20 protein-coding genes, 1 tRNA gene and 2 other RNA genes are annotated in these 20,295 nt (G+C 56.2%); 11 read left to right on the top strand and 12 right to left on the bottom strand.

What is annotated here, in order from left to right:
• Nucleotides 1–9: 9 nt before the first annotated feature.
• Nucleotides 10–2,079 carry a glycine--tRNA ligase subunit beta gene (glyS, locus tag RTN40_RS08790; protein WP_312228132.1) on the top strand — a complete coding sequence of 690 codons (2,070 nt, stop codon included), beginning with the start codon at nucleotides 10–12 and terminating at the stop codon, nucleotides 2,077–2,079.
• 80 nt (nucleotides 2,080–2,159) lie between these two features.
• Here glyS and RTN40_RS08785 read toward each other — a convergent pair whose 3' ends face one another.
• Nucleotides 2,160–2,450 carry an HTH-type transcriptional regulator gene (locus RTN40_RS08785; RefSeq protein WP_312228131.1) on the bottom strand — a complete coding sequence of 97 codons (291 nt, stop codon included), beginning with the start codon at nucleotides 2,448–2,450 and terminating at the stop codon, nucleotides 2,160–2,162.
• 380 nt (nucleotides 2,451–2,830) lie between these two features.
• On the opposite strand from RTN40_RS08785, the gene RTN40_RS08780 reads away from it, so the two are divergent.
• Nucleotides 2,831–3,541 carry a DUF3053 domain-containing protein gene (locus RTN40_RS08780; RefSeq protein WP_312228130.1) on the top strand — a complete coding sequence of 237 codons (711 nt, stop codon included), beginning with the start codon at nucleotides 2,831–2,833 and terminating at the stop codon, nucleotides 3,539–3,541.
• A gap of 265 nt (nucleotides 3,542–3,806) precedes the next feature.
• Complete coding sequence (cspA, locus tag RTN40_RS08775) at nucleotides 3,807–4,019, top strand: RNA chaperone/antiterminator CspA (RefSeq protein WP_042393997.1); 213 nt, start codon at nucleotides 3,807–3,809, stop codon at nucleotides 4,017–4,019.
• Between the two features lie 70 nt (nucleotides 4,020–4,089).
• Here cspA and RTN40_RS08770 read toward each other — a convergent pair whose 3' ends face one another.
• The 9 genes from RTN40_RS08770 to RTN40_RS08730 all read right to left on the bottom strand — a co-directional run bounded on the left by RTN40_RS08770 (nucleotide 4,090) and on the right by RTN40_RS08730 (nucleotide 11,643).
• Nucleotides 4,090–4,422: a hypothetical protein gene (locus tag RTN40_RS08770; protein ID WP_312228129.1), complete on the bottom strand. Its 333-nt coding sequence runs from the start codon at nucleotides 4,420–4,422 to the stop codon at nucleotides 4,090–4,092.
• Nucleotides 4,423–5,004 carry a glycoside hydrolase family 19 protein gene (locus RTN40_RS08765; protein ID WP_312228128.1) on the bottom strand — a complete coding sequence of 194 codons (582 nt, stop codon included), beginning with the start codon at nucleotides 5,002–5,004 and terminating at the stop codon, nucleotides 4,423–4,425. It abuts the gene before it with no gap.
• Nucleotides 5,001–5,480 (bottom strand): type VI secretion system tube protein TssD, encoded by a 480-nt coding sequence (tssD, locus tag RTN40_RS08760; RefSeq protein WP_312228127.1) that lies wholly within the window; start codon nucleotides 5,478–5,480, stop codon nucleotides 5,001–5,003. The genes RTN40_RS08765 and tssD overlap by 4 nt, the downstream gene beginning before the upstream one ends.
• A gap of 224 nt (nucleotides 5,481–5,704) precedes the next feature.
• Nucleotides 5,705–6,679: a glyoxylate/hydroxypyruvate reductase GhrB gene (ghrB, locus tag RTN40_RS08755; RefSeq protein WP_312211761.1), complete on the bottom strand. Its 975-nt coding sequence runs from the start codon at nucleotides 6,677–6,679 to the stop codon at nucleotides 5,705–5,707.
• Nucleotides 6,680–6,693: 14 nt separating this feature from the next.
• Nucleotides 6,694–7,992 (bottom strand): MFS transporter, encoded by a 1,299-nt coding sequence (locus RTN40_RS08750; protein WP_312228126.1) that lies wholly within the window; start codon nucleotides 7,990–7,992, stop codon nucleotides 6,694–6,696.
• A gap of 63 nt (nucleotides 7,993–8,055) precedes the next feature.
• Nucleotides 8,056–9,000 (bottom strand): sugar kinase, encoded by a 945-nt coding sequence (locus tag RTN40_RS08745; protein ID WP_312228125.1) that lies wholly within the window; start codon nucleotides 8,998–9,000, stop codon nucleotides 8,056–8,058.
• Nucleotides 8,993–9,754 (bottom strand): sugar phosphate isomerase/epimerase, encoded by a 762-nt coding sequence (locus tag RTN40_RS08740; protein WP_312228124.1) that lies wholly within the window; start codon nucleotides 9,752–9,754, stop codon nucleotides 8,993–8,995. Before RTN40_RS08740 ends, RTN40_RS08745 begins: the two co-directional genes overlap by 8 nt.
• A gap of 99 nt (nucleotides 9,755–9,853) precedes the next feature.
• Nucleotides 9,854–10,870, bottom strand: coding sequence for a LacI family DNA-binding transcriptional regulator (locus tag RTN40_RS08735; RefSeq protein ID WP_312228123.1), 1,017 nt, complete (start codon nucleotides 10,868–10,870; stop codon nucleotides 9,854–9,856).
• A 110-nt stretch (nucleotides 10,871–10,980) separates the two neighbouring features.
• A complete protein-coding gene (locus tag RTN40_RS08730) occupies nucleotides 10,981–11,643 on the bottom strand; it encodes an OmpA family lipoprotein (protein ID WP_312228122.1) in 663 nt (220 codons plus the stop codon).
• 114 nt (nucleotides 11,644–11,757) lie between these two features.
• Here RTN40_RS08730 and RTN40_RS08725 point away from each other — a divergent pair, with 114 nt between their 5' ends.
• Nucleotides 11,758–14,142, top strand: coding sequence for a molybdopterin guanine dinucleotide-containing S/N-oxide reductase (locus RTN40_RS08725; RefSeq protein WP_312228121.1), 2,385 nt, complete (start codon nucleotides 11,758–11,760; stop codon nucleotides 14,140–14,142).
• Here the strand turns inward: RTN40_RS08725 and RTN40_RS08720 are convergent.
• Nucleotides 14,111–14,551, bottom strand: a complete 441-nt coding sequence (locus tag RTN40_RS08720) for an N-acetyltransferase (RefSeq protein ID WP_312228120.1) — start codon at nucleotides 14,549–14,551, stop codon at nucleotides 14,111–14,113. The two genes, RTN40_RS08725 and RTN40_RS08720, sit on opposite strands and share 32 nt — an antisense overlap.
• A complete protein-coding gene (tag, locus tag RTN40_RS08715; RefSeq protein WP_312211932.1) occupies nucleotides 14,529–15,110 on the bottom strand; it encodes a DNA-3-methyladenine glycosylase I in 582 nt (193 codons plus the stop codon). The genes RTN40_RS08720 and tag overlap by 23 nt, the downstream gene beginning before the upstream one ends.
• Nucleotides 15,111–15,262: 152 nt before the next feature.
• Here tag and RTN40_RS08710 point away from each other — a divergent pair, with 152 nt between their 5' ends.
• The 7 genes from RTN40_RS08710 to RTN40_RS08680 all read left to right on the top strand — a co-directional run bounded on the left by RTN40_RS08710 (nucleotide 15,263) and on the right by RTN40_RS08680 (nucleotide 20,295).
• Nucleotides 15,263–15,955 (top strand): autotransporter outer membrane beta-barrel domain-containing protein, encoded by a 693-nt coding sequence (locus RTN40_RS08710; RefSeq protein ID WP_312228119.1) that lies wholly within the window; start codon nucleotides 15,263–15,265, stop codon nucleotides 15,953–15,955.
• Between the two features lie 244 nt (nucleotides 15,956–16,199).
• The gene (locus RTN40_RS08705; RefSeq protein ID WP_312228118.1) at nucleotides 16,200–17,402 is read left to right on the top strand and encodes an MFS transporter; all 1,203 of its coding nucleotides are present in this window, start codon (nucleotides 16,200–16,202) and stop codon (nucleotides 17,400–17,402) included.
• 85 nt (nucleotides 17,403–17,487) lie between these two features.
• A complete protein-coding gene (locus tag RTN40_RS08700) occupies nucleotides 17,488–17,919 on the top strand; it encodes an organic hydroperoxide resistance protein (RefSeq protein ID WP_042394035.1) in 432 nt (143 codons plus the stop codon).
• A 215-nt stretch (nucleotides 17,920–18,134) separates the two neighbouring features.
• Nucleotides 18,135–19,823 carry a kdo(2)-lipid A phosphoethanolamine 7''-transferase gene (eptB, locus tag RTN40_RS08695; protein ID WP_312228117.1) on the top strand — a complete coding sequence of 563 codons (1,689 nt, stop codon included), beginning with the start codon at nucleotides 18,135–18,137 and terminating at the stop codon, nucleotides 19,821–19,823.
• A gap of 91 nt (nucleotides 19,824–19,914) precedes the next feature.
• Nucleotides 19,915–19,991: transfer RNA gene (locus RTN40_RS08690), tRNA-Pro, on the top strand.
• Between the two features lie 34 nt (nucleotides 19,992–20,025).
• A non-coding RNA gene (locus RTN40_RS08685) (RtT sRNA) lies at nucleotides 20,026–20,158 on the top strand.
• Between the two features lie 55 nt (nucleotides 20,159–20,213).
• A non-coding RNA gene (locus RTN40_RS08680) (RtT sRNA) lies at nucleotides 20,214–20,295 on the top strand.

Here is a 20,295-nt window from a genome sequence, read left to right as displayed (position 1 = left end):
GAGGCGGCCATGTCTGAGAAAACTTTTCTGGTGGAGATTGGCACTGAAGAGCTGCCACCAAAAGCCCTGCGCAGCCTGGCAGAGTCCTTTGCTGCGAACGTCACCGCCGAGCTGGATGCAGCCGGCCTCGCCCACGGCAGCGTAGAGTGGTTTGCTGCGCCGCGTCGTCTGGCGCTGAAGGTGGCTAACCTTGCGGCCTCTCAGCCGGATCGCGAAGTTGAAAAACGCGGCCCGGCGATCTCCCAGGCGTTTGACGCCGAAGGTAAACCAAGCAAAGCGGCAGAGGGCTGGGCGCGCGGCTGCGGTATCACCGTAGACCAGGCCGAGCGTCTGACCACCGATAAAGGCGAGTGGCTGCTCTATCGCGCCCATGTGAAAGGCGAAAGCGCGCAGGCGCTGCTGCCCAACATGATCGCCACCGCGCTGACTAAGCTGCCGATCCCGAAACTGATGCGCTGGGGCGCAAGCGACGTACAGTTCGTGCGTCCGGTGCACACCGTGACCCTGCTGCTGGGCAGCGACGTCATTCCGGCGACCATTCTCGGCATCGCCTCCGATCGCGTGATCCGCGGTCATCGCTTTATGGGCGAGCCGGAGTTCACCATCGACAGTGCCGACCAGTATCCGCAGATCCTGCTGGAGCGCGGCAAGGTGATGGCAGACTACGAGCAGCGTAAAGCGAAAATTAAAGCGGACGCCGAAGCGGCGGCACGCCAGATTGGTGGCAATGCCGATCTGAGCGAAAGCCTGCTGGAAGAGGTCGCCTCGCTGGTGGAGTGGCCGGTAGTGCTTACCGCCACCTTCGAAGAGAAGTTCCTCGCCGTGCCGGCTGAGGCGCTGGTCTACACCATGAAGGGCGACCAGAAATACTTCCCGGTCTACGCCAACGACGGCAAGCTGCTGCCGAACTTTATCTTCGTCTCCAACATTGAGTCGAAGGATCCGCAGCAGATCGTTTCCGGTAACGAGAAGGTGGTGCGCCCGCGTCTGGCAGACGCCGAGTTCTTCTTCAATACCGACCGCAAGAAGCGTCTGGAAGACAACCTCCCGCGCCTGCAGACCGTGCTGTTCCAGCAGCAGCTGGGCACCCTGCGCGACAAAACCGACCGCATCATGGCGCTCTCCGGCTGGATTGCCGCTCAGATTGGTGCCGACGTAGCAAACGCCGAGCGTGCAGGCCTGCTCTCCAAGTGCGACCTGATGACCAACATGGTGTTTGAGTTTACCGACACCCAGGGCGTGATGGGGATGCACTATGCCCGTCACGACGGCGAAGCCGAAGAGGTGGCCGTTGCCCTGAACGAGCAGTACCAGCCGCGCTTTGCCGGCGACGACCTGCCGTCTAACCTGGTGGCCTGCGCGGTAGCGATTGCCGATAAGATGGATACCCTGGCGGGCATCTTTGGTATCGGCCAGCATCCGAAAGGCGACAAAGATCCGTTTGCGCTGCGTCGTGCCGCGCTGGGCGTGCTGCGTATCATCGTTGAGAAGAACCTCAATCTGGATCTGCAAACCCTCACCGAGGAAGCGGTACGCCTGTACGGCGACAAGCTGACCAACGCGAAGGTGGTAGATGACGTCATCGACTTTATGCTGGGCCGCTTCCGCGCCTGGTATCAGGATGAAGGCTATACCGTTGACACCATTCAGGCGGTACTGGCGCGTCGTCCGACCCGTCCGGCAGACTTTGATGCCCGCATGAAGGCGGTTTCGCACTTCCGCTCTCTGCCAGAAGCTGCGGCGCTGGCGGCGGCGAACAAGCGCGTCTCCAATATTCTGGCGAAGTCAGACGAAACGCTGACTGAACGCGTCAACGCTGCCACGCTGAAAGAGGCAGAAGAGATCGCCCTGGCGATGCAGGTCGTTGTTCTGCGCGACAAGCTGGAGCCGTACTTTGCAGAAGGCCGCTATCAAGAAGCGCTGGTCGAGCTGGCGGAGCTACGTGAGCCGGTAGATGCCTTCTTCGAGAAGGTGATGGTGAACGTTGAGGATAAAGACCTGCGTATTAACCGTCTCTCCATGCTCGAAAAACTGCGTGAGCTATTCCTGCGCGTGGCGGATATTTCGCTGCTGCAGTAATCATCACTGGTCTGCAAAAACCAAAAACCCGCCTCTGGCGGGTTTATTTTTTTATCAAAACAGGTAGAACTGGCAAAAAATCACTCCATCAGCTGACGGCTGAGACGTGGGTTTGCCTGAATCAAGCGCATCAGTTTTAGCTCGGTAGAGGAAGGTTTTACTCGTTTAGATTCCCACTCGTGCACCATCGCTACGCTAACGCCCATCACACGTGCAAAATCATCTGTTTTCAGACCGGTGCCCTTTCGCAGCTGTTCAAACTCGCTAAAAGGGTTCGGCTTTTGGATCTGACTCACTTTCCGGGATTCATCTTTAAAAACAATTTGTTCCAGACTGCTAAGCAGCTCAATCATTGGATCTTTGTATTCCATCGAATACTCCTCATAAAACACACCGCGAGGCCGTGAACAGCACAGAGAAATTTAAGAATAGTCGCTAAAAATTAACCTGGTATGTGGACTACATGATTATTTGTCGCACAAATTGATTTCAGACAATAAAAGAGCCTATAAAAGCAGCGGCTCCCCGTCTAATCGATTGATTTATCGGCCTCTCGCAACGGTAGTAAAAATTCGTCAATCGTTGGCAAAAAAATCGCTAATCGCCTTACGGCACAATTTTCCTGAGCGTTGATTTTCCGCGCAAGAATGCAACGAAAGGGGTATCTTGCGCGGCCCACCTGGACTATCCTTGTCAGCGTCAGGCACACGTGTGCCGGTGTGCGCTTTTTTTGGGTGAAAGGAGTATTAAAATGGCGACAGGAAAGTCCTGCTCTCGCTGGTTCGCGCCTCTTGCGGCGTTATTAATGGTAGTTAGCCTGAGTGGGTGTTTTGATAAAGAGGGCGATCAGCGCAAGGCGTTTATCGATTTTCTGCAAAATACAGCGATGCGTAGCGGTGAGCGACTGCCGACACTGACTGCCGATCAGAAAAAACAGTTTGGCCCGTTCGTGTCGGACTACGCCATTCTGTATGGTTACTCCCAGCAGGTGAACCAGGCGATGGACTCTGGTCTGCGCCCGGTAGTGGACAGCGTGAATGCCATCCGCGTCCCACAGGACTATATGACCCAGCGCGAGCCGCTGCGTCAGGCTAACGGCTCCTTAGGCGTGCTGAGCCAGCAGTTGCAGAATGCTAAAGTGCAGGCGGATGCCTCTCGCTCCGCGCTGAAACAGAACGATGACCTGAAGCCGGTTTATGACCAGGTCTATGAGAAAGTGGTGACCCAGCCGTCTAACGCGCTGCAACCGCTGATCCCGGCGGCGCAGATCTTTACCCAGCAGCTGGTACAGGTAGGTGACTTTATCGCCCAGCAGGAGGCGCAGGTGAGCTTTGTTGCTAACGGCATTCAGTTCCCGACCTCTCAGCAGGCGAGCCAGTATAACTCGCTGATTGGGCCGCTGGCCTCGCAGCATCAGGCGTTTACGCAGGCCTGGAGCACGGCGGTGAACGCTACGCAGTAAGCTGCACGCGTTCCGATGTCCCCGTCTGACGGCGGGGATAATGTAATGAAAGGTAAGCATGGCAAATAGTCCTTGCTATGCTGCCCAGATAATGCGTTAATGCGTCATCGGTTTGATATACAGACCTTAAAGCAGTTTAGTAAAGCAGTCCCCTTCAAGAGTTATCCATAGATACTCCTCGTAGTGAGCTCTCCTTTATCGCTTAAAAAATCTGTAAAGCACGCCATAGCGCCGGAAGGCAAACTTAATTAAAAAGGTAATATCTATGTCTAACAAAATGACTGGTTTAGTAAAATGGTTTAACGCTGACAAAGGTTTCGGCTTCATCACTCCTGACGATGGCTCTAAAGACGTGTTCGTACACTTCTCTGCTATCCAGAACGATGGCTACAAATCTCTTGATGAAGGCCAGAAAGTATCCTTCACCATCGAAAGCGGCGCTAAAGGCCCGTCTGCTGGTAACGTTGTAAGCCTGTAAGCTTAACGTTTAAAGCACGATGTTAAAAAAACCCGCCTCGGCGGGTTTTTTGTTTTCTGCGATTTACTCTTCACAGGCTGGCGTACTCTAAAATTTCCTCTCCCATCAGGGTGCAATCAAAGGAGTAGATCAGCCGCATCCTGTACCTGCCCTTATAGATGTATCCCCACGTTTCCAGCACATCAAGAAGCTGCTTTTCGTTAGCAGGATTTGTTATCTTCGCTAGCGGCGTGACCTTGTCATCAATGACTATACGATCGTCATTGTCGCGATAGAAAGCGAGAAGTTTGTGAGCCTCCTTTACTGCCTCGGTTTTGCAGATCAGCGATGAGCTTTCCATGGCGGCGTAGGTACTGCTTGTGGCTAAAAGGGAGATAAGTGATAAGAGTTGTATGTAGCGCATTTAGCGCACCCCTAAAGCCAGCTTTGCTCTGTGAAGCGCTGTTTTTCTATCTTCGAGACCATTATATCCACCGTTAACGAGAAGAGTGACTTTTTTTATATCATCTTTGTCAGCAGCAACGTTTACATTTCTTAAATTCCAGTAATAGCAAGCTGACTTTACGGCTACGTAAGGGTTTCCCGCTACGCTTTCAGGATGGCTAACATAATCTTTTTTGAAGGCTTTTCCGAAGTTATCATAGTTAGTCCGGCCGGTAAGATCTAATAATCCACGGCCGATAAACCTTGGGCCATCTCCCGGTTGTGTGTTACCTAAACTATTACCAACGCGTGTGCCTGAGTCATATTCTCTACCGCCATGCTTAGGGACTTCTGTCATTGTAGAAAAGTTTGCGGTTTCAATACAAGCTTGTGCGAGAAAATGGGCGATGCGTAATTTAGTATTTATCTCATAAACAGTAAACCAATGATTGAAATGGGGAGCAATTGCGTGCATATTTCTTTTTTGAGAATTTAACAGACTTTCTTTATGTATATAATGTCTTGCTACATCCCATAAAATATCAGCTGTCACATCTGTCATGACGCAGTCCCTCTTTCGTTCCATGCATCGGTAAACTGCACATTGCCATCACAGTATTTCCATGTGATTCTTTCATAACGAAGGGAAACATATTCGATATGATTGATTTTCTCTTGGTTAATCATACATGGCGATATGGATACAACTCTTACGCCTTCAAGTAACATATTGAAGTATTGCTGCTCTTGTCCGGCATCATTTATGTTGTACCAGCGTACCTCCGCTGATTGCAAGCGTTGCCCGGTAGCTACAGCTTTGTAAAGATATGGGCTGGATGAGTCAAAGATTTTTTCAAAGTTCATCGTCCCATGGATACGGGTTCCTTTTAATTTCCCTGTATTATCATCTGTTGGAATGCGAAGCGAATGACCAAAACCTACAACCTCAATACTTCCTTCTCTGCCTCTAACATCAACAGAACCTTTAATATCTGCACCACCATCATCTTTAAGCCATAGATAAGCTGGGATCGCCATTTAGAGCTGTCCTTTCGTTAGGGAGTTAAAAGGACAGTACATCTAATCCATTAGATATAATGTAATAAAGTATGCTTATTTATTAATCAGCATTTAATGCATAAATAATTAAATGGTAATTATTCTTCCAGTAAATTTTATTATAATAAAAAGTTGCTGTATAAAATGCATAAAAAAGCCCCATCAATAATATTGATGAGGCTTATAATTGTAAGCCGATCCTTTTACTTCGCTATCTGCGGATTCACGCAGTTCTTCTCTACCTTGCCGTTCAGGGCGTCGATCAGGTTATCGACGGCGCAGGCGGCCATGTTGTAGCGCGTCTCGTGCGTTGCCGAGCCGATATGGGGCAGGGCGACGACGTTCGGCAGGCTCAGCAGCGGCGAATCCACCGGCAGCGGCTCCTGCTCGAAAACGTCCAGCCCGGCGGCGTGGATCTCACCGCTTTTCAGCGCCTCAATCAGCGCCTGCTCATCTACCACCGGGCCACGGCCGGCGTTGATAAAGATGGCTGACGACTTCATTTTCTTAAACTGTTCCGCGCCAATCATATGATGCGTCTCGTCGGTCAGCGGCAGCACCACGCAAACGTAGTCTGACTCCTGCAGCAGGGTGTCGATATCGCAGTAGCGGGCCTGGAAACGCTCTTCCGCTTCGCTGTGGTGACGACGGGCGTTATAGAGGATCGGCATGCCGAAACCAAAGTGCGCCCGCTGTGCCAGCGCCAGCCCGATGCGGCCCATGCCGATGATGCCCAGCGTTTTGTGATGCACATCGATGCCGAACCAGTCCGGGCCAATTCCCTGTTTCCATTCGCCCGCCTTCACCCGCTCCGCCACTTCCACCACGCGGCGGGCGGTGCTGAGGACCAGCGCCATCATGGTATCGGCAACGGTCTCCGTTAGTACGGTAGGGGTGTGCATCAGGAAGATGCCCCGAGCGTTCAGCGCATCGACGTCAAACTGATCGTAGCCAACCGACACGGTGGAGGTGGCACGCAGTTTCGGCATCTTTTCCAACAGCGCCGCGTCCACTTTCTCACTCGAACCCAGCAAGCCCTCTGCATTTGCAAACGCCTCCGCGTTTTTTTGCACCGTCTCAGGGTCAAGGTTATCGACTTGGGTGACGGTAAAGTGGTCTTCCAGACGCTGGTGCAGATCGTCAGGCAGTGCTTTGTACAGGATGATGGACGGCTTCATGCGTATCTCCGTAATCAATGGGTTGAGGGGCGTCCGGCGCGCATCATGCGGGCAGGAGCCTGTTGATTATTCGCAGGCTTAACAATCAAAGTAAGCCATACCGAAACAAAAAGCGCTACCCCCATAAAAATGTACGAAGCGGACGGGCTGCCGGTCGATCCGTTGAGATAACCCACAAACCACGAGCCAAAGAAGGAGCCGAGCGCGCCCATGCTATTGATCAACGCCATTGCGCCGCCCGCCACGTTACGCGGCAGCATCTCCGGAATGATGGCGAAGAACGGGCCGTACGGGGCATACATCGCTGCACCGGCAATCACCAGCAGGGTATAGGAGACCCAGAAGTGATCCGCGCCTACTGCCCAGGAGCCGATGAAGGCGAAGGCAGCGATCAGCAGCAGCGGCCAGACGAACAGCTTGCGGTTTTGCAGCTTGTCGGAGGCCCAGGAGGCGAGGATCATTGCAATGGTAGCGGCCAGGTAGGGAACGGACGAGAGCCAGCCCACCTCTACCATGCCTAAGTTTGCGCCGCCGCTGCGGATAATCGACGGCAGCCACAGCACGAAACCGTACACGCCGATGCTCCAGGCAAAATACTGCATGCAGAGCAGGATAACGTTGCGCGAGCGGAAAGCTTCGCCATAGTTACGTACCGCCTTAATGCCTTCCTGCTCTTTCTCCAGCTGCACTTTTAACGCAGTTTTTTCATCTTCCGCCAGCCACTTAACCTGCTCCGGCTTATCTTTGACCAGCACCCACCAGCAGAAGGCCCAGATGATGGCCGGAACGCCCTCGATAATGAACATTTCACGCCAGCCAAAGGCCTGGATCAGATAGCCAGAGACCACCGACATCCACAGCACCGTGACCGGGTTGCCGAGGATCAGGAAGGTATTGGCTCGTGAGCGTTCAGATTTGGTAAACCAGTTGCTGATGTAGATCAGCATCGCTGGCATCACCGCCGCTTCTACCACGCCCAGAATAAAGCGAATAGCGGCGAGCATCGGGATATTGTTAACCACGCCAGTCAGAGAGGCACACGCCCCCCACAGGATGAGACAGATAAAGATCAGCTTGCGGACGCTGCGGCGTTCGGCATACAGCGCGCCGGGGATCTGGAAAAAGAAGTAGCCGAGGAAGAAGAGCGCGCCCAGCAGCGATGAGATGCCTTTGGTGATGCCTAAATCCTCGTTAATACCCGCAGCGGACGCAAAGCTGAAGTTGGCCCGGTCAAGGTATGCCAGACTGTAGGTGATAAACACAATCGGCATAATGTACAGCCAGCGTTTAGCTGCATTGGTAGAACTTTTCATAGGCTTGCCTCGAAGGTTGAGGTTTATGCTGCCTCTGTTGTGTAGGGTACAGAGGATCTGTAATTAGAAAGTTTCTGCGAGCTGCGCGCGCGTCGGTAAGCCTTCGCTATCGCCGGGAACCTGGATCGCTAGCGAGCCGATCTTATTTCCGCGTGCGACCGCCTGCGGGAAGGTTTTTCCCTCCAGCAGGGCGCTGATCACCCCAACGGCGAAGCCATCCCCTGCGCCGACGGTATCGACAACGTTATCGACCCTGACGGCGGCAACCGCTCCCTGCTCACCGGCGGCGGTTTTAAACCATGCGCCGTCGGCTCCGGTTTTAATCACCACCGCTTTGACGCCCCGATCCAGATAAAAGTCCGCCATACCTTCCGGCGTGCTTTGACCCGTCAGGATAGCCGCCTCTTTAAGGCCAGGTAATACCCAGTCGGCCTGGAAGGCGAGACGGTTCAGCTTTTCAACCATCACCGCTTCGCTTTTCCACAGCACCGGACGCAGGTTGGGATCGAAAGAGATCGTTTTTCCCTGCGCCTTCATGGTGTTTGCCGCATGATCCAGAAGATCGTAAGCGGTAGGTGACAGCGCCGCCGCCACACCGCTCAGATGCAGATGGCGGGCGCGAGTAAATATTGTGCTATCAAAGTCATCCCGGGAGAGGTGGCTGGCAGCAGACCCTTTGCGAAAATACTCCACAATGGGATCGGTTCCATTTTCCGCCCGCGATTTCAGCTGAAAACCAGTGGCATAGCGATCGTCAACGGTGACGCTCTCGCTATTGATATTCTCTTTTTTCAGCGAGCTAAGCACGAAGCGGCCAAAGCTGTCGGATCCGACGCGGCTGACCCAGCTGACGTTGAGTCCCAGACGGGCGAGGCCGGTAGCAACGTTAAGCTCTGCACCTGCGACGCGTTTGATAAAGGTATCGGCCTCGGCCAGTTCGCCCGGCTCGGTAGCGACAAACATCGCCATTGCTTCGCCAATGGTGATGACATCCAGGGCGTTATGCATGATGAAACTCCTCGCGTAACCAGTTAACGTAGCGGCGCGTAACGGCGGTGAGATCGCGCCCTTCAAGGGGAAATTCGATGCCACGCGGCGCATCGGCGGGCAGCACGTCAAGCAGGGCCTGCCAGCGCGGATCGTCATGTCCCGGCGGCACGGCACGCCAGTGGAAATGGTGGGCCTGGGCGGCCTTGACGTGGATATAGCTTACGGCAGGGGCCAGCAGGCGTGCGGCCTCTTCCGGGGATTCGTCTACCCATAGCCAGTTACCCATATCAAAGGTCAGCGTCACGGGGAGATTCAGTACCCGGCAGGCGGCGCTGAAGCGCTGCATCGGGGCAAGCTTGCCGCACTCGGTCTGGTCATTCTCTACCACTAACGCCATGCCGCTCCCCGCCAGCATGGCGCGCAGCGGTTCAAGGGCCGATTTATGCTGGAAGTGACCGAGGGAGACCTTCAGCCACAGGGCGTTAAGAGCGTGGGCTTCCTGCAACAGCGACGGCAGCAGCGGGTTCAGTGTGCCGTCGGGCAGGCAGAGCGGCTCCGGGGCCGAGTAGCAGGCCAGCAGATTGTGTTCAGCAATGGCGGCGGCCAGCGTGGGCAGGCTATTTAGCTCTTGCGGACTAAACAGCTCCCGGCGGATCTCGACCCCGTCCGCACCGCCGTTAGCGATAAAGGGGAGCACTGCCGCCTGCCCGCCCAACTGGTTCAGGCGGTCGTGGCCATAGGCGGCGGTGACAACGATAATTTTTCTTTCCATCTGGCAGCTCCAGCGTTAACTCTTGCCTTAACGCTAGATGGAACCGGTTCCAAAGAAAAGTGCACCATCTCTAAAGCATGATCGTCGTCACGAAGGTTATCAAAGAGACGTTGAGCCGCGCACAATCAGCTCGCCGGAGAAGAGCTGCTCGCGGACGGTGTCGTCAGTGCCGTCGATACGGCGCACGACCTGCTCGACGGCGGCGTAGCCAATCTGCCAGGTGGGCTGCTTGAGGGTAGTAATGCCAACGCCAGCGAGTTCGGCCCACTCCAGTTCGTCAAAGCCGAGCAGGCCGATATCGCTGCCCCAGTGCAGGCCAATGCGTTTAAGCGAGCGGGCCACCTGAAGGGTTAACGCGCCGTTGGCGGAGATCACCGCTTTACGCATTCCGCGGTGGCGAGCGTGAAATTGTCGCAGGGCGTTATCGATCTGCGCCGCCTCGTGCAGCACCGTCTCGGCGTTCTCGGCCACCACGCCGGGGTAGCGGGCAAGGGTGGCGCGAAAAGCATTCAGGCGTTCGCGGCGGGTATTGACCGTGCCGAGCGGTTCGCTGAGAAACAGCAGCGCCTCAAAGCCCTGCTGGATCAGATGCTCGGTGGCGGTGGTCGCGGCCTGGGTGTTATCCAGCCCCACCACATCGCAGGCGAAATCAGGGATCTTGCGATCGATAAGCACCATCGGCAGCGCCGACTGTTGCAGGCGGTTCAGCGCCTCCTCCCGCATCCCGACGGCGTTGACCACGATCCCCTCCACCTGATAGCTGCGGAGCAGATCCAGGTAGTGCTGCTCCCGGTCCAGCTCGTTGTTGGTATTACAGACCAGCGGGGTAAAGCCCTTCTCCCGGCAGGCGGCCTCAATGCCGCTAAGCACGTTGACGGAGTAGGGGTTGGTAATGTCAGCGATGATCAGGCCAATCAGGCGGGTACGGCCACGCTTGAGACCCTGCGCCATCACGCTGGGGCGGTAGTCGAGGGCGGCAATGGCATGCTCTATGCGCAGGCGCAGATCTTCCGAGAGCAAGTTTTGCTCGCCGTTCAGATAGCGCGACACGCTGGTTTTACCGGTTTTCGCCGCTTTTGCGACATCGCTGATGGTGGGGCGTGGTGATTTGCTCATCGCTGATTTCCATGGCTTTAGTGAGAACACCTTAGCGAGAAAATCGGCCTAAGCAAGTTATTTGCCCGGTAGCGCTTGCGCTTACCGGGCATGGAAGAGAAATCTAAACGTTATGCCGTTGGGCTAAGCGTAATCTCGACGCGGCGGTTCTGCGCCTTGCCCTCTTCGGTGCTGTTGCTGGCGATCGGGTTCGCCGGACCCATGCCGCTGGTGCGCATGCGGCCAGCATCCACGCCCTGGGTAATCAGCGAGCTGGCAACCGAGTCGGCGCGCTGCTGTGACAGGCGCATGTTGAGATCCTGGCCGCCGGTGCTGTCGGTGTAGCCCACCACGTTCACCGCCGTTTTCGGATACTCTTTCAGGACCATCGCCACGCCGGTCAGGGTGTTGGCACCCGCCGGTTTCAGGGTGGCGCTGCTGCTGTCAAAGGTAACGTTGTTCGGCATGTTAAGCACAATATTGTCGCCGTTTCGCGTCACGCTGACGCCGGTTCCCTGCATTTTCTCGCGCAGTTTGGCTTCCTGCACGTCCATGTAGTAACCCGCCCCGCCGCCGAGCGCCGCACCTGCCGCTGCGCCAATCAGCGCACCTTTGCCGCGATCTTTCTTCGAGGAGGAGAGGACGCCTACGCCTGCGCCGACCAGCGAGCCAATGCCCGCGCCGATGCCAGATTTTCCTGCTTCACGTTCGCCGGTGTAGGGGTTAGTCGTACAGCCAGAAATTGCCAGCGCACCGCATACCGCGGCGGCAATCATAATGACGCGTTTTTTCATCGTTTATCCTTAAATGCGTTTTCGTTCTAAGCCACTGCAAGGTGGTGGTTGATTATGACGCCTGAATAGGGTGAAAATTTCCGGAAAGAATCCGAATTTTGTAAATAACATTGAATGGCCTGTATAAAGGACCATCACACCTGCATCTACGACCGGAGAGCACGCGCTTTGGCAAACACATCGATTAAAACGGTTCTGACCGCAGCCCACTGGGGGCCCATGCTGGTTGAAACCGATGGCGTACAGGTTCTGAACTCACGCGGCGCGCTGCCGACCTCCCACCCGAACTCGCTCCAGACGGCGGTGCGCGACCAGGTTCACAGCAAGACCCGGGTGCGTTTTCCCATGGTACGCAAAGGCTTTCTCGCCTCGCCGGATAGCCCGCAGGGCGTTCGCGGCCAGGATGAGTTTGTCCGCGTTAGCTGGGACGAGGCATTGGATCTGATCCACGCCCAGCATAAGCGCATTCGCGACAGCTACGGTCCATCATCTATCTTTGCCGGCTCCTACGGCTGGCGATCCAACGGCGTACTGCACAAGGCGGCGACGCTGCTCCAGCGTTATATGAGCATTGCAGGCGGCTATACCGGTCATCTGGGGGATTACTCCACCGGCGCGGCCCAGGCGATCATGCCCTACGTAGTGGGCGGCAACGAGGTCTATCAACAGCAGACCAGCTGGCCGCTGGTGCTGGAGCACAGCGAAGTGGTGGTGCTGTGGAGCGCCAACCCGCTCAACACCCTGAAAATTGCCTGGAACGCGTCGGATGAGCAGGGCATCGCCTTTTTTGATCGGCTGCGCCGCAGCGGCAAGCGGCTGATCTGCATCGATCCTATGCGATCGGAGACGGTCGATTTCTTCGGTGACAGCATGGAGTGGATCGCCCCGCATATGGGCACCGACGTGGCGCTGATGCTCGGCATTGCCCATACCCTGTTGGAGAACGGCTGGCAGGACAGCGATTTCCTGGCGCGCTGCACCGAGGGCTATGAAATATTTGCTGCCTACCTGAGCGGCCAGAGCGACGGCGTAGCGAAAACCGCCGAGTGGGCGGCAGCCATCTGCGGCATCGAGGCGGAGAAAATTCGTGAGCTGGCCCAGCTGTTCCATGAAAACACCACCATGCTGATGTCCGGCTGGGGAATGCAGCGCCAGCAGTATGGCGAGCAGAAGCACTGGATGCTGGTAACCCTGGCGGCAATGCTGGGGCAGATCGGCACCCCAGGCGGCGGCTTTGGTCTCTCCTACCACTTTGCTAACGGCGGCAACCCGACGCGGCGGGCGGCGGTGCTAGCCTCAATGCAGGGTGGCGTGCAGGGCGGCGTCGATGCGGTCGATAAGATCCCGGTGGCGCGTATCGTCGAGGCGCTGGAAAACCCCGGCGGTGCGTATCAGCACAACGGTATGGACAGGCACTTCCCAGACATTCGCTTTATCTGGTGGGCGGGCGGCGCGAACTTTACCCATCACCAGGATACCAATCGACTGATCCGCGCCTGGCAGAAGCCGGAGCTGGTGGTGATCTCCGAGTGCTACTGGACCGCAGCGGCGAAGCACGCGGATATCGTCCTGCCTGCCACCACCTCCTTTGAGCGTAACGATCTCACCATGACCGGCGACTACAGTAACCAGCATCTGGTGCCGATGAAGCAGGTGGTTGCTCCGCAGGGCGAAGCCCGGGACGATCTTGAGATCTTCGCCGACCTGAGCGAACGCTGGGAGGAGGGGGGCCGGGAGCGCTTTACCGAGGGCAAAACCGATCTGCAGTGGCTGCAAACCTTCTACGAGATTGCGGGCCAGCGTGGAGCCAGCCAGGGCGTGACCCTGCCGCCATTTGCTGAGTTCTGGGAAGCGAACCAGCTGATTGAGATGCCGGAGAGCGAGCAGAACGCGCGCTTCGTCCGTTTTGCCGACTTCCGTCGCGATCCGCAGGCCAATCCGCTGAAAACCGACAGCGGAAAAATCGAGATCTATTCAAAACGTATTGCCGGGTACGGCTACGCCGACTGCCCGCCGCACCCGATGTGGCTTGCGCCGGTGGAGTGGCACGGCAACGCGGAGTCTGGACAATTGCAGGTGCTCTCCGCGCATCCGGCGCACCGTCTGCACAGCCAGCTAAGCTACAGCGATCTGCGCGAGCGATACGCGGTTGCCGGGCGTGAGCCTATCACCCTGCATCCACAGGATGCGCAGGCGCGCGGGATTGTTGCAGGCGATGTGGTGCGCGTCTGGAACGGGCGTGGGCAGGTGCTGGCAGGTGCGGTAGTGACCGAGGGCATCCGTCCTGGGGTGATCTGTATTCACGAAGGCGGCTGGCCGGATCTCGACCCGGCGGCGGGGGGCATCTGTAAAAACGGCGCGGTCAACGTGCTGACAAAAGATCTCCCTACCTCGCGCCTGGGTAACGGCTGCGCAGGCAATACCGCCCTGGCATGGGTAGAGAAGTACACCGGTCCTGCGTTAACGCTTACGGCGTTTGATCCGCCTGCCAGCTCATAATCCACGTCGGGTGATGCGTTTCATCCTGCCAGGCGCTGTCCTCAATGCGGAACCCGCAGGCATGGTAGAAGTGCACCGCCCGGGTGTTTTTCTGGTACACCTCCAGGCTGAGCTGGGGGTGGAGCTGCATAACGTGCTCCAGCAGCGCCCGACCAATCCCTCTGCCGATGGCGGCAGGGCGTACAAAGAGCGCGCCGACAAAGCGCGCATCCATCACGCTGACAAACCCCTGTAGCGCCTCTTTATCCTCCCACACCCAGGTAGTAGCGTTGGCGAGGTAGACATCCCGCACCATGGCGATACTCTCCTGCCAGTAGCTCTCCTGGATAAAGGGGTGGGCAAAGGTGGTGCTCTCCAGCCACAGCCGCAGCAGCGGGGCGCTATCTTTACGATGCCATTCGTGGATCATCCTCGCCTCCTGGATGGCAGAAACAGCCGGTAATATGATCGTTGACCAGCCCGCAGGCCTGCATAAACGAGTAGCAGATAGTGGTGCCGACAAACTTAAAGCCGCGCTTCTTCAGCGCCTTCGACAAGGCATCTGACTCAAGGGTTGAGGTGGGGATCTCGCTCAGGGTGGCCGCCTGGGTGACCCGCGGCGGGCTATCGGCAAAGGACCAGACAAACTTGCTAAAGGACTCGCCGTTCTCCGCCATCGCCAGGTAAGCGCGGGCGTTGCCGATAATGGCCTGGATCTTTCCCCGGTGGCGGATGATGCCTGCGTCCAGCATCAGACGCTCTACGTCCTCCTCCTGCATTGCGGCCACGCGCTGCGGATCGAAATGGTGGAAGCAGCGGCGGTAATTTTCCCGTTTTTTCAGCACCGTGATCCATGACAGTCCGGCCTGCTGGCCTTCGAGGCAGATCATCTCAAACAGCTTCTGGCCGTCGGTCTGCGCAACGCCCCACTCCCTGTCGTGATAGTCAATATACAACGGGTCCTGACTGACCCAGCCACAACGTTGCATTTTCATCTCCCTTTGTTGCTATGAATCACAAAAGAAATCACTGCCGCTGGCTTGACGTGCCTGGTAAAGAGACAATATTTAATACAGGGTTTTAAGCCCATCAAGAACGATAACAATAATGCCGAATTCGGCTCTCTCCTGGAGTCGCATTGATGAACAATAAAAAATTCAGTGGCCGCCGCCTGGCGTTAGCGTCTGTTTGCGTGTTTTTTTGTCACACGGCGCAGGCCTGGCAGCAGGAATATATCGTGACCGACCCGCAAAGTAATACGACCGATCGCTATACATGGGATAGCGATCACCAACCGCGCTATGACGATATTCTGGAGGAGCGCATCCGGTCGGGGCAAAACTTGCCTGGCGCAACCTTTAACCTGCCCGATGATAACCCACTCGACGCGACAAGTACGATGAGCATGGGGTGGAATTTTCCACTGGCCCACAGTATGACCACCGGGCCGGTGGCCATCTGGCATTACGACAGCTCCGCCTCGACCATGTTTAACGAATTTGGTGACGGTCCAGCCAATTTGCAGTTCAGCGATCCGCTATGGCATGCCAGCGTTAGCTCCGTAGGCTGGCGGGTAGACAGCCGCTTTGGCGACCTCCGCTCATGGGCGCAGATTAGCTATAACCAGCAGTTTGGCGAGAACCTGTGGAAGAGCCAGTCGGGCCTCAATCGCCTCTCTGCCTCCAGCCAGTATGGCAACTGGATGGACGTCACCTTTGGCGCGGATATGCTGCTCAATCCGCACCTTGCGGCCTACGCTTCTATGTCTCAGTCGGAGAACGACGTGACCGGGCAAAACTATCTTTACAGCATGGGCGTGAGCGCGCGATTCTAACGCCTGTTTTAAACAACTGAGTAACATTTAGACTACATAGCTGGCGCGCCTGGCGTTGATAGTACGCACTAACTTACCCTGTAAAAAAACGCAGCGACAAAAAAAGCGCTGCTATTCATTCCTTCTACAAGGCATTTCATTCCCTCCTCGCTGCATTTCATGCCTTTTTTCACCCGGCATGAAATGCGCTTCGCTATCGTTGACGGCAGAGAATTTCTTAATTTCCTTATGCAGGAACACTGCCATGAACACATCAACCGCAAATCGCACCCGCTGGCTAACCCTGGTCGGCACCATCATCACTCAGTTTGCTTTAGGATCGGTTTACACATGGAGCCTGTTCAACAGCGCGCTGGCAGAAAAGCTCAATGAGCCGGTAAGCCAGGTCGCCTTCTCCTTTGGTCTGCTCAGCCTGGGCCTGGCGATCTCCTCGTCGGTCGCCGGGAAACTGCAAGAGCGTTTTGGCGTTAAACGCGTCACGATGGCGTCCGGCATCCTGCTTGGCGTCGGCTTAATGCTCACCGCGCATGCAAACAACCTGATGATGCTCTGGTTGAGCGCAGGTGTGCTGGTCGGCCTGGCTGACGGTGCGGGCTACCTGCTAACCCTCTCCAACTGCGTTAAATACTTCCCGGAGCGTAAGGGTCTCATCTCGGCGTTCGCCATTGGCTCTTACGGCCTTGGCAGCCTCGGCTTTAAGTTTATCGACAGCCATCTGCTGGCGACCGTGGGTCTGGAGAGCACCTTTATGATCTGGGGCGCGATTGTGATGGGGATGATCCTGTTCGGCGCGACGCTGATGAAAGATGCCCCGCAGCAGAAAGTGACGATGACCAACGGCGTAGTCGAAAACGACTTCACCCTGGCCCAGTCGATGCGCAAACCGCAGTACTGGATGCTGGCGACCATGTTCCTGACCGCCTGCATGAGCGGTCTGTACGTCATTGGCGTGGCAAAAGATATCGCCCAGGGCATGGTGCATCTGGATATGGCTACCGCAGCCAACGCGGTAACGGTGATTGCTATCGCTAACCTAACGGGTCGTCTGGTGCTGGGCATCCTCTCTGACAAGATCGCCCGTATCCGGGTGATTACTCTCGGCCAGGTGGTTTCGCTGGTGGGGATGGCCGCGCTGCTCTTTGCTCCGCTTAACGCGGTGACCTTCTTCGCGGCGATTGCCTGCGTCGCCTTTAACTTCGGCGGCACAATCACCGTGTTCCCGTCGCTGGTGAGCGAGTTCTTCGGTCTGAACAACCTGGCGAAAAACTACGGTGTAATCTACCTGGGCTTTGGTATCGGCAGCATCTGCGGCTCGATTATCGCCTCGCTGTTCGGCGGCTTCTACGTCACCTTCTGCGTGATTTTTGCCCTGCTGGTTCTCTCCCTGGCGCTCTCCACCACCATCCGCCAGCCGCAGAGCAAGGTGTACAAACAGGCGCATGCCTGACGGCTTTTCGTGCGGTAAACCTGCCAGGACGGGTGACAGCGACTATCTTTAGTGATTAGCGCTTCCAACAAAAAGGAGTCACCCTATGTCTTTAGAAAAAGTGGTTTACCGCGCGAAAGCAAAAGCAACCGGCGGCCGTGATGGCCGCGCTGTCTCTTCTGATGGCGTGCTGGATATCAAACTCGGCGTTCCCAAAGAGATGGGTGGGGCAGGCGGTGAAGCAACCAACCCGGAGCAACTGTTTGCCGCAGGCTACTCGGCCTGCTTCCTGGGCGCGTTGAAACACGTCGCCTCGCAAGAGCAAAAGAAAATCCCTCAGGACGCTTATATTGAAGGGCAGGTAGGTATCGGTCCGATCCCGACCGGCTTTGGTATCGAAGCCCAACTGGATATTCACCTGCCGGGGATGGATCGCCAGGAAGCGGAAGAGCTGGTGCAAAAAGCGCACGTTGTCTGCCCTTACTCTAACGCTACCCGCGACAATATTGACGTTACCCTGAACGTTATCACCTCTTAATCTCTTTTCTGCCTGACCCGATCCGGTCATATTTTTGTAAATATCCGACCGGATCACACTCCCCCATGACACTTTTTTGAAGCCTTGTGGTCTACTATGCCGCGCTTTAAGAAGTTACCTGGTTTGACTTCCAACGCACTCTATTAACCTGCCTGCTGGTGAAAGACACAGTAGCCAGGTGCTTTTATTGATTCCCTTTTTACAGGGCAGCTTGCATGAGATATATCAAAGTCATGACGCAGCAGAGGCTTAGCTTCCTGCTGGCGTTATACATCGGCCTGTTTATGAACTGCGCCGTCTTTTTTCGCCGTTTTGACAGCTATGCACAAGATTTCACTTTTTCAAAAGCCTGCGCCGTGGCCATTGAGCTATTTGGCACGGTACTGATCACCTTCTTTTTACTGCGGGTGCTTTCTCTCTTTGGTCGCCGCGTCTGGCGCGTGTTAGCCACCCTGCTGGTGCTCTTTTCCGCCGGAGCCAGCTACTACATGACCTTTCTGAACGTGGTGATTGGCTACGGCATTGTTGCCTCAGTGATGACCACGGATATCGATCTCTCGAAAGAGGTGGTGGGCCTGCACTTTGTGATCTGGCTGGTGGCCGTCAGCGCGCTGCCGCTGCTCTTCATCTGGAGCAACCGCTGCCGCTACACCCTGCTGCGCCAGCTACGCACGCCGGGACAGCGCCTGCGCAGCGTGACGCTGGTGGTGTTGGCCGGGCTGATGGTGTGGGGTCCGATTCGCCTGATGGACATTCAGCAGAAGAAGGTCGAGCGCAGCACCGGGGTCGATATGCCGAGCTACGGTGGCGTGGTGGCGAACTCCTATCTGCCCTCCAACTGGCTTTCGGCGCTGGGGCTTTACGCCTGGGCGCAGGTGGATGAGTCTTCCGACAATAAGTCGCTGATGAACCCGGCAACGAAGTTCACCTACGTGCCACCTAAAGATCTGGATGATACCACCGTGATCTTTATCATCGGTGAGACCACCCGCTGGGATCATATGGGCATTTTTGGCTATGAGCGTAACACCACGCCTAAGCTTGCCCAGGAGAAGAACCTGGCGGCGTTCCGCGGCTACTCCTGCGATACGGCGACCAAGCTCTCGCTGCGCTGTATGTTTGTCCGGCAGGGCGGGGCGGATGAGAATCCGCAGCGCACCCTGAAGGAGCAAAACATCTTTGCGGTGCTCAAGCAGCTCGGTTTCGCCTCGGATCTCTATGCGATGCAGAGCGAGATGTGGTTCTACAGCAACACTATGGCGGACAACATCAGCTACCGCGAGCAGATTGGCGCTGAACCGCGCAACCGGGGCAAGCACGTTGACGATATGCTGCTGCTGGATGAGACCCGCATCGCTCTGGATAACACGCCCAGCGGTAAGCACCTGATTGTGCTGCATACCAAGGGGTCGCACTACAACTATGTGCAGCGCTATCCGCGCAGCTATGCGCAGTGGACGCCGGAGTGTGTAGGTATTGATAAAGAGTGCAGCAAGCAGGAGCTGATCAACGCCTATGACAACTCCGTGACCTACGTCGATAGCTTTATTAGTAAAGTTATCGATCAGGTGCGGGATAAGAAGGCGATAGTCTTCTACGCGGCCGACCACGGTGAGTCGATCAACGAGCGTGAGCACCTGCACGGTACGCCGCGCAACATGGCGCCGCCGGAGCAGTTCCGCGTGCCGATGATGGTGTGGATGTCTGACAAATATCTGGAGAACCCGGAGAAAGCGAAGATGTTTGCTCAGCTCAAGAAGCAGGCGGAGATGAAGGTACCGCGCCGCCACGTTGAGCTGTATGACACCATCATGGGCTGTCTGGGCTACACCTCGCCGAACGGTGGGATCAACCAGAACAACAACTGGTGCCGTCTGCCGGACAAGGTCGCGAAAGCCAACTAGATTACATGGTGAGTTTCTCACCGATCGAATGGCTTTTTTACAATAAGGGATTGACGGTCGGGGTTGTCAGCAGTAAGATGCGCCCCGCATTCGGTGATTGGCGCAGCCTGGTAGCGCACTTCGTTCGGGACGAAGGGGTCGGAGGTTCGAATCCTCTATCACCGACCAAATTTGAAAAGCCTGCTCTAAGAGCAGGCTTTTTGCTTTCTGCAGCCAATGAGGATGAGAACCTCCGGGGGCAGGAGGTTCGACTCGAGCGCAGCGAGAGAGCGTTGCTTTAGCAACGACCCGCAGGGCGAGTCACGGAGTGGCGAGTAATCCTCTATCACCGACCAAATTTAAAAGCCTGCTCTTAGAGCAGGCTTTTTGCTTTCTGCAGCCAATGAGGATGAGAACCTCCGGAGGCAGGAGGTTCGGCTCGAGCGCAGCGAGAGAGCGTTGCTTTAGCAACGACCCGCAGGGCGAGTCACGG

This window comes from Pseudescherichia sp. (assembly GCF_031987975.1).
In the GTDB taxonomy this organism is placed as follows: Bacteria; Pseudomonadota; Gammaproteobacteria; order Enterobacterales; family Enterobacteriaceae; genus Pseudescherichia.
Note: the sequence above shows the minus strand (reverse complement) of the source record. Positions and strands in the feature narration are given on the sequence as shown.

Excerpts from the sequence above, each read along its gene's own strand:
- RTN40_RS08750 (WP_312228126.1), bottom strand. The coding sequence starts at position 7,992 with ATGAAAAGTTCTACCAATGCAGCTAAACGCTGGCTGTACATTATGCCG.
- RTN40_RS08705 (WP_312228118.1), top strand. The coding sequence starts at position 16,200 with ATGAACACATCAACCGCAAATCGCACCCGCTGGCTAACCCTGGTCGGC.
- RTN40_RS08735 (WP_312228123.1), bottom strand. The coding sequence starts at position 10,870 with ATGAGCAAATCACCACGCCCCACCATCAGCGATGTCGCAAAAGCGGCG.
- eptB (WP_312228117.1), top strand. The coding sequence starts at position 18,135 with ATGAGATATATCAAAGTCATGACGCAGCAGAGGCTTAGCTTCCTGCTG.
- glyS (WP_312228132.1), top strand. The coding sequence starts at position 10 with ATGTCTGAGAAAACTTTTCTGGTGGAGATTGGCACTGAAGAGCTGCCA.
- RTN40_RS08770 (WP_312228129.1), bottom strand. The coding sequence starts at position 4,422 with ATGCGCTACATACAACTCTTATCACTTATCTCCCTTTTAGCCACAAGC.
- RTN40_RS08710 (WP_312228119.1), top strand. The coding sequence starts at position 15,263 with ATGAACAATAAAAAATTCAGTGGCCGCCGCCTGGCGTTAGCGTCTGTT.
- RTN40_RS08720 (WP_312228120.1), bottom strand. The coding sequence starts at position 14,551 with ATGATCCACGAATGGCATCGTAAAGATAGCGCCCCGCTGCTGCGGCTG.
- RTN40_RS08745 (WP_312228125.1), bottom strand. The coding sequence starts at position 9,000 with ATGCATAACGCCCTGGATGTCATCACCATTGGCGAAGCAATGGCGATG.
- RTN40_RS08740 (WP_312228124.1), bottom strand. The coding sequence starts at position 9,754 with ATGGAAAGAAAAATTATCGTTGTCACCGCCGCCTATGGCCACGACCGC.
- cspA (WP_042393997.1), top strand. The coding sequence starts at position 3,807 with ATGTCTAACAAAATGACTGGTTTAGTAAAATGGTTTAACGCTGACAAA.
- tssD (WP_312228127.1), bottom strand. The coding sequence starts at position 5,480 with ATGGCGATCCCAGCTTATCTATGGCTTAAAGATGATGGTGGTGCAGAT.
- RTN40_RS08730 (WP_312228122.1), bottom strand. The coding sequence starts at position 11,643 with ATGAAAAAACGCGTCATTATGATTGCCGCCGCGGTATGCGGTGCGCTG.
- RTN40_RS08700 (WP_042394035.1), top strand. The coding sequence starts at position 17,488 with ATGTCTTTAGAAAAAGTGGTTTACCGCGCGAAAGCAAAAGCAACCGGC.
- RTN40_RS08785 (WP_312228131.1), bottom strand. The coding sequence starts at position 2,450 with ATGGAATACAAAGATCCAATGATTGAGCTGCTTAGCAGTCTGGAACAA.
- RTN40_RS08765 (WP_312228128.1), bottom strand. The coding sequence starts at position 5,004 with ATGACAGATGTGACAGCTGATATTTTATGGGATGTAGCAAGACATTAT.
- ghrB (WP_312211761.1), bottom strand. The coding sequence starts at position 6,679 with ATGAAGCCGTCCATCATCCTGTACAAAGCACTGCCTGACGATCTGCAC.
- tag (WP_312211932.1), bottom strand. The coding sequence starts at position 15,110 with ATGCAACGTTGTGGCTGGGTCAGTCAGGACCCGTTGTATATTGACTAT.
- RTN40_RS08780 (WP_312228130.1), top strand. The coding sequence starts at position 2,831 with ATGGCGACAGGAAAGTCCTGCTCTCGCTGGTTCGCGCCTCTTGCGGCG.
- RTN40_RS08725 (WP_312228121.1), top strand. The coding sequence starts at position 11,758 with ATGGCCTGTATAAAGGACCATCACACCTGCATCTACGACCGGAGAGCA.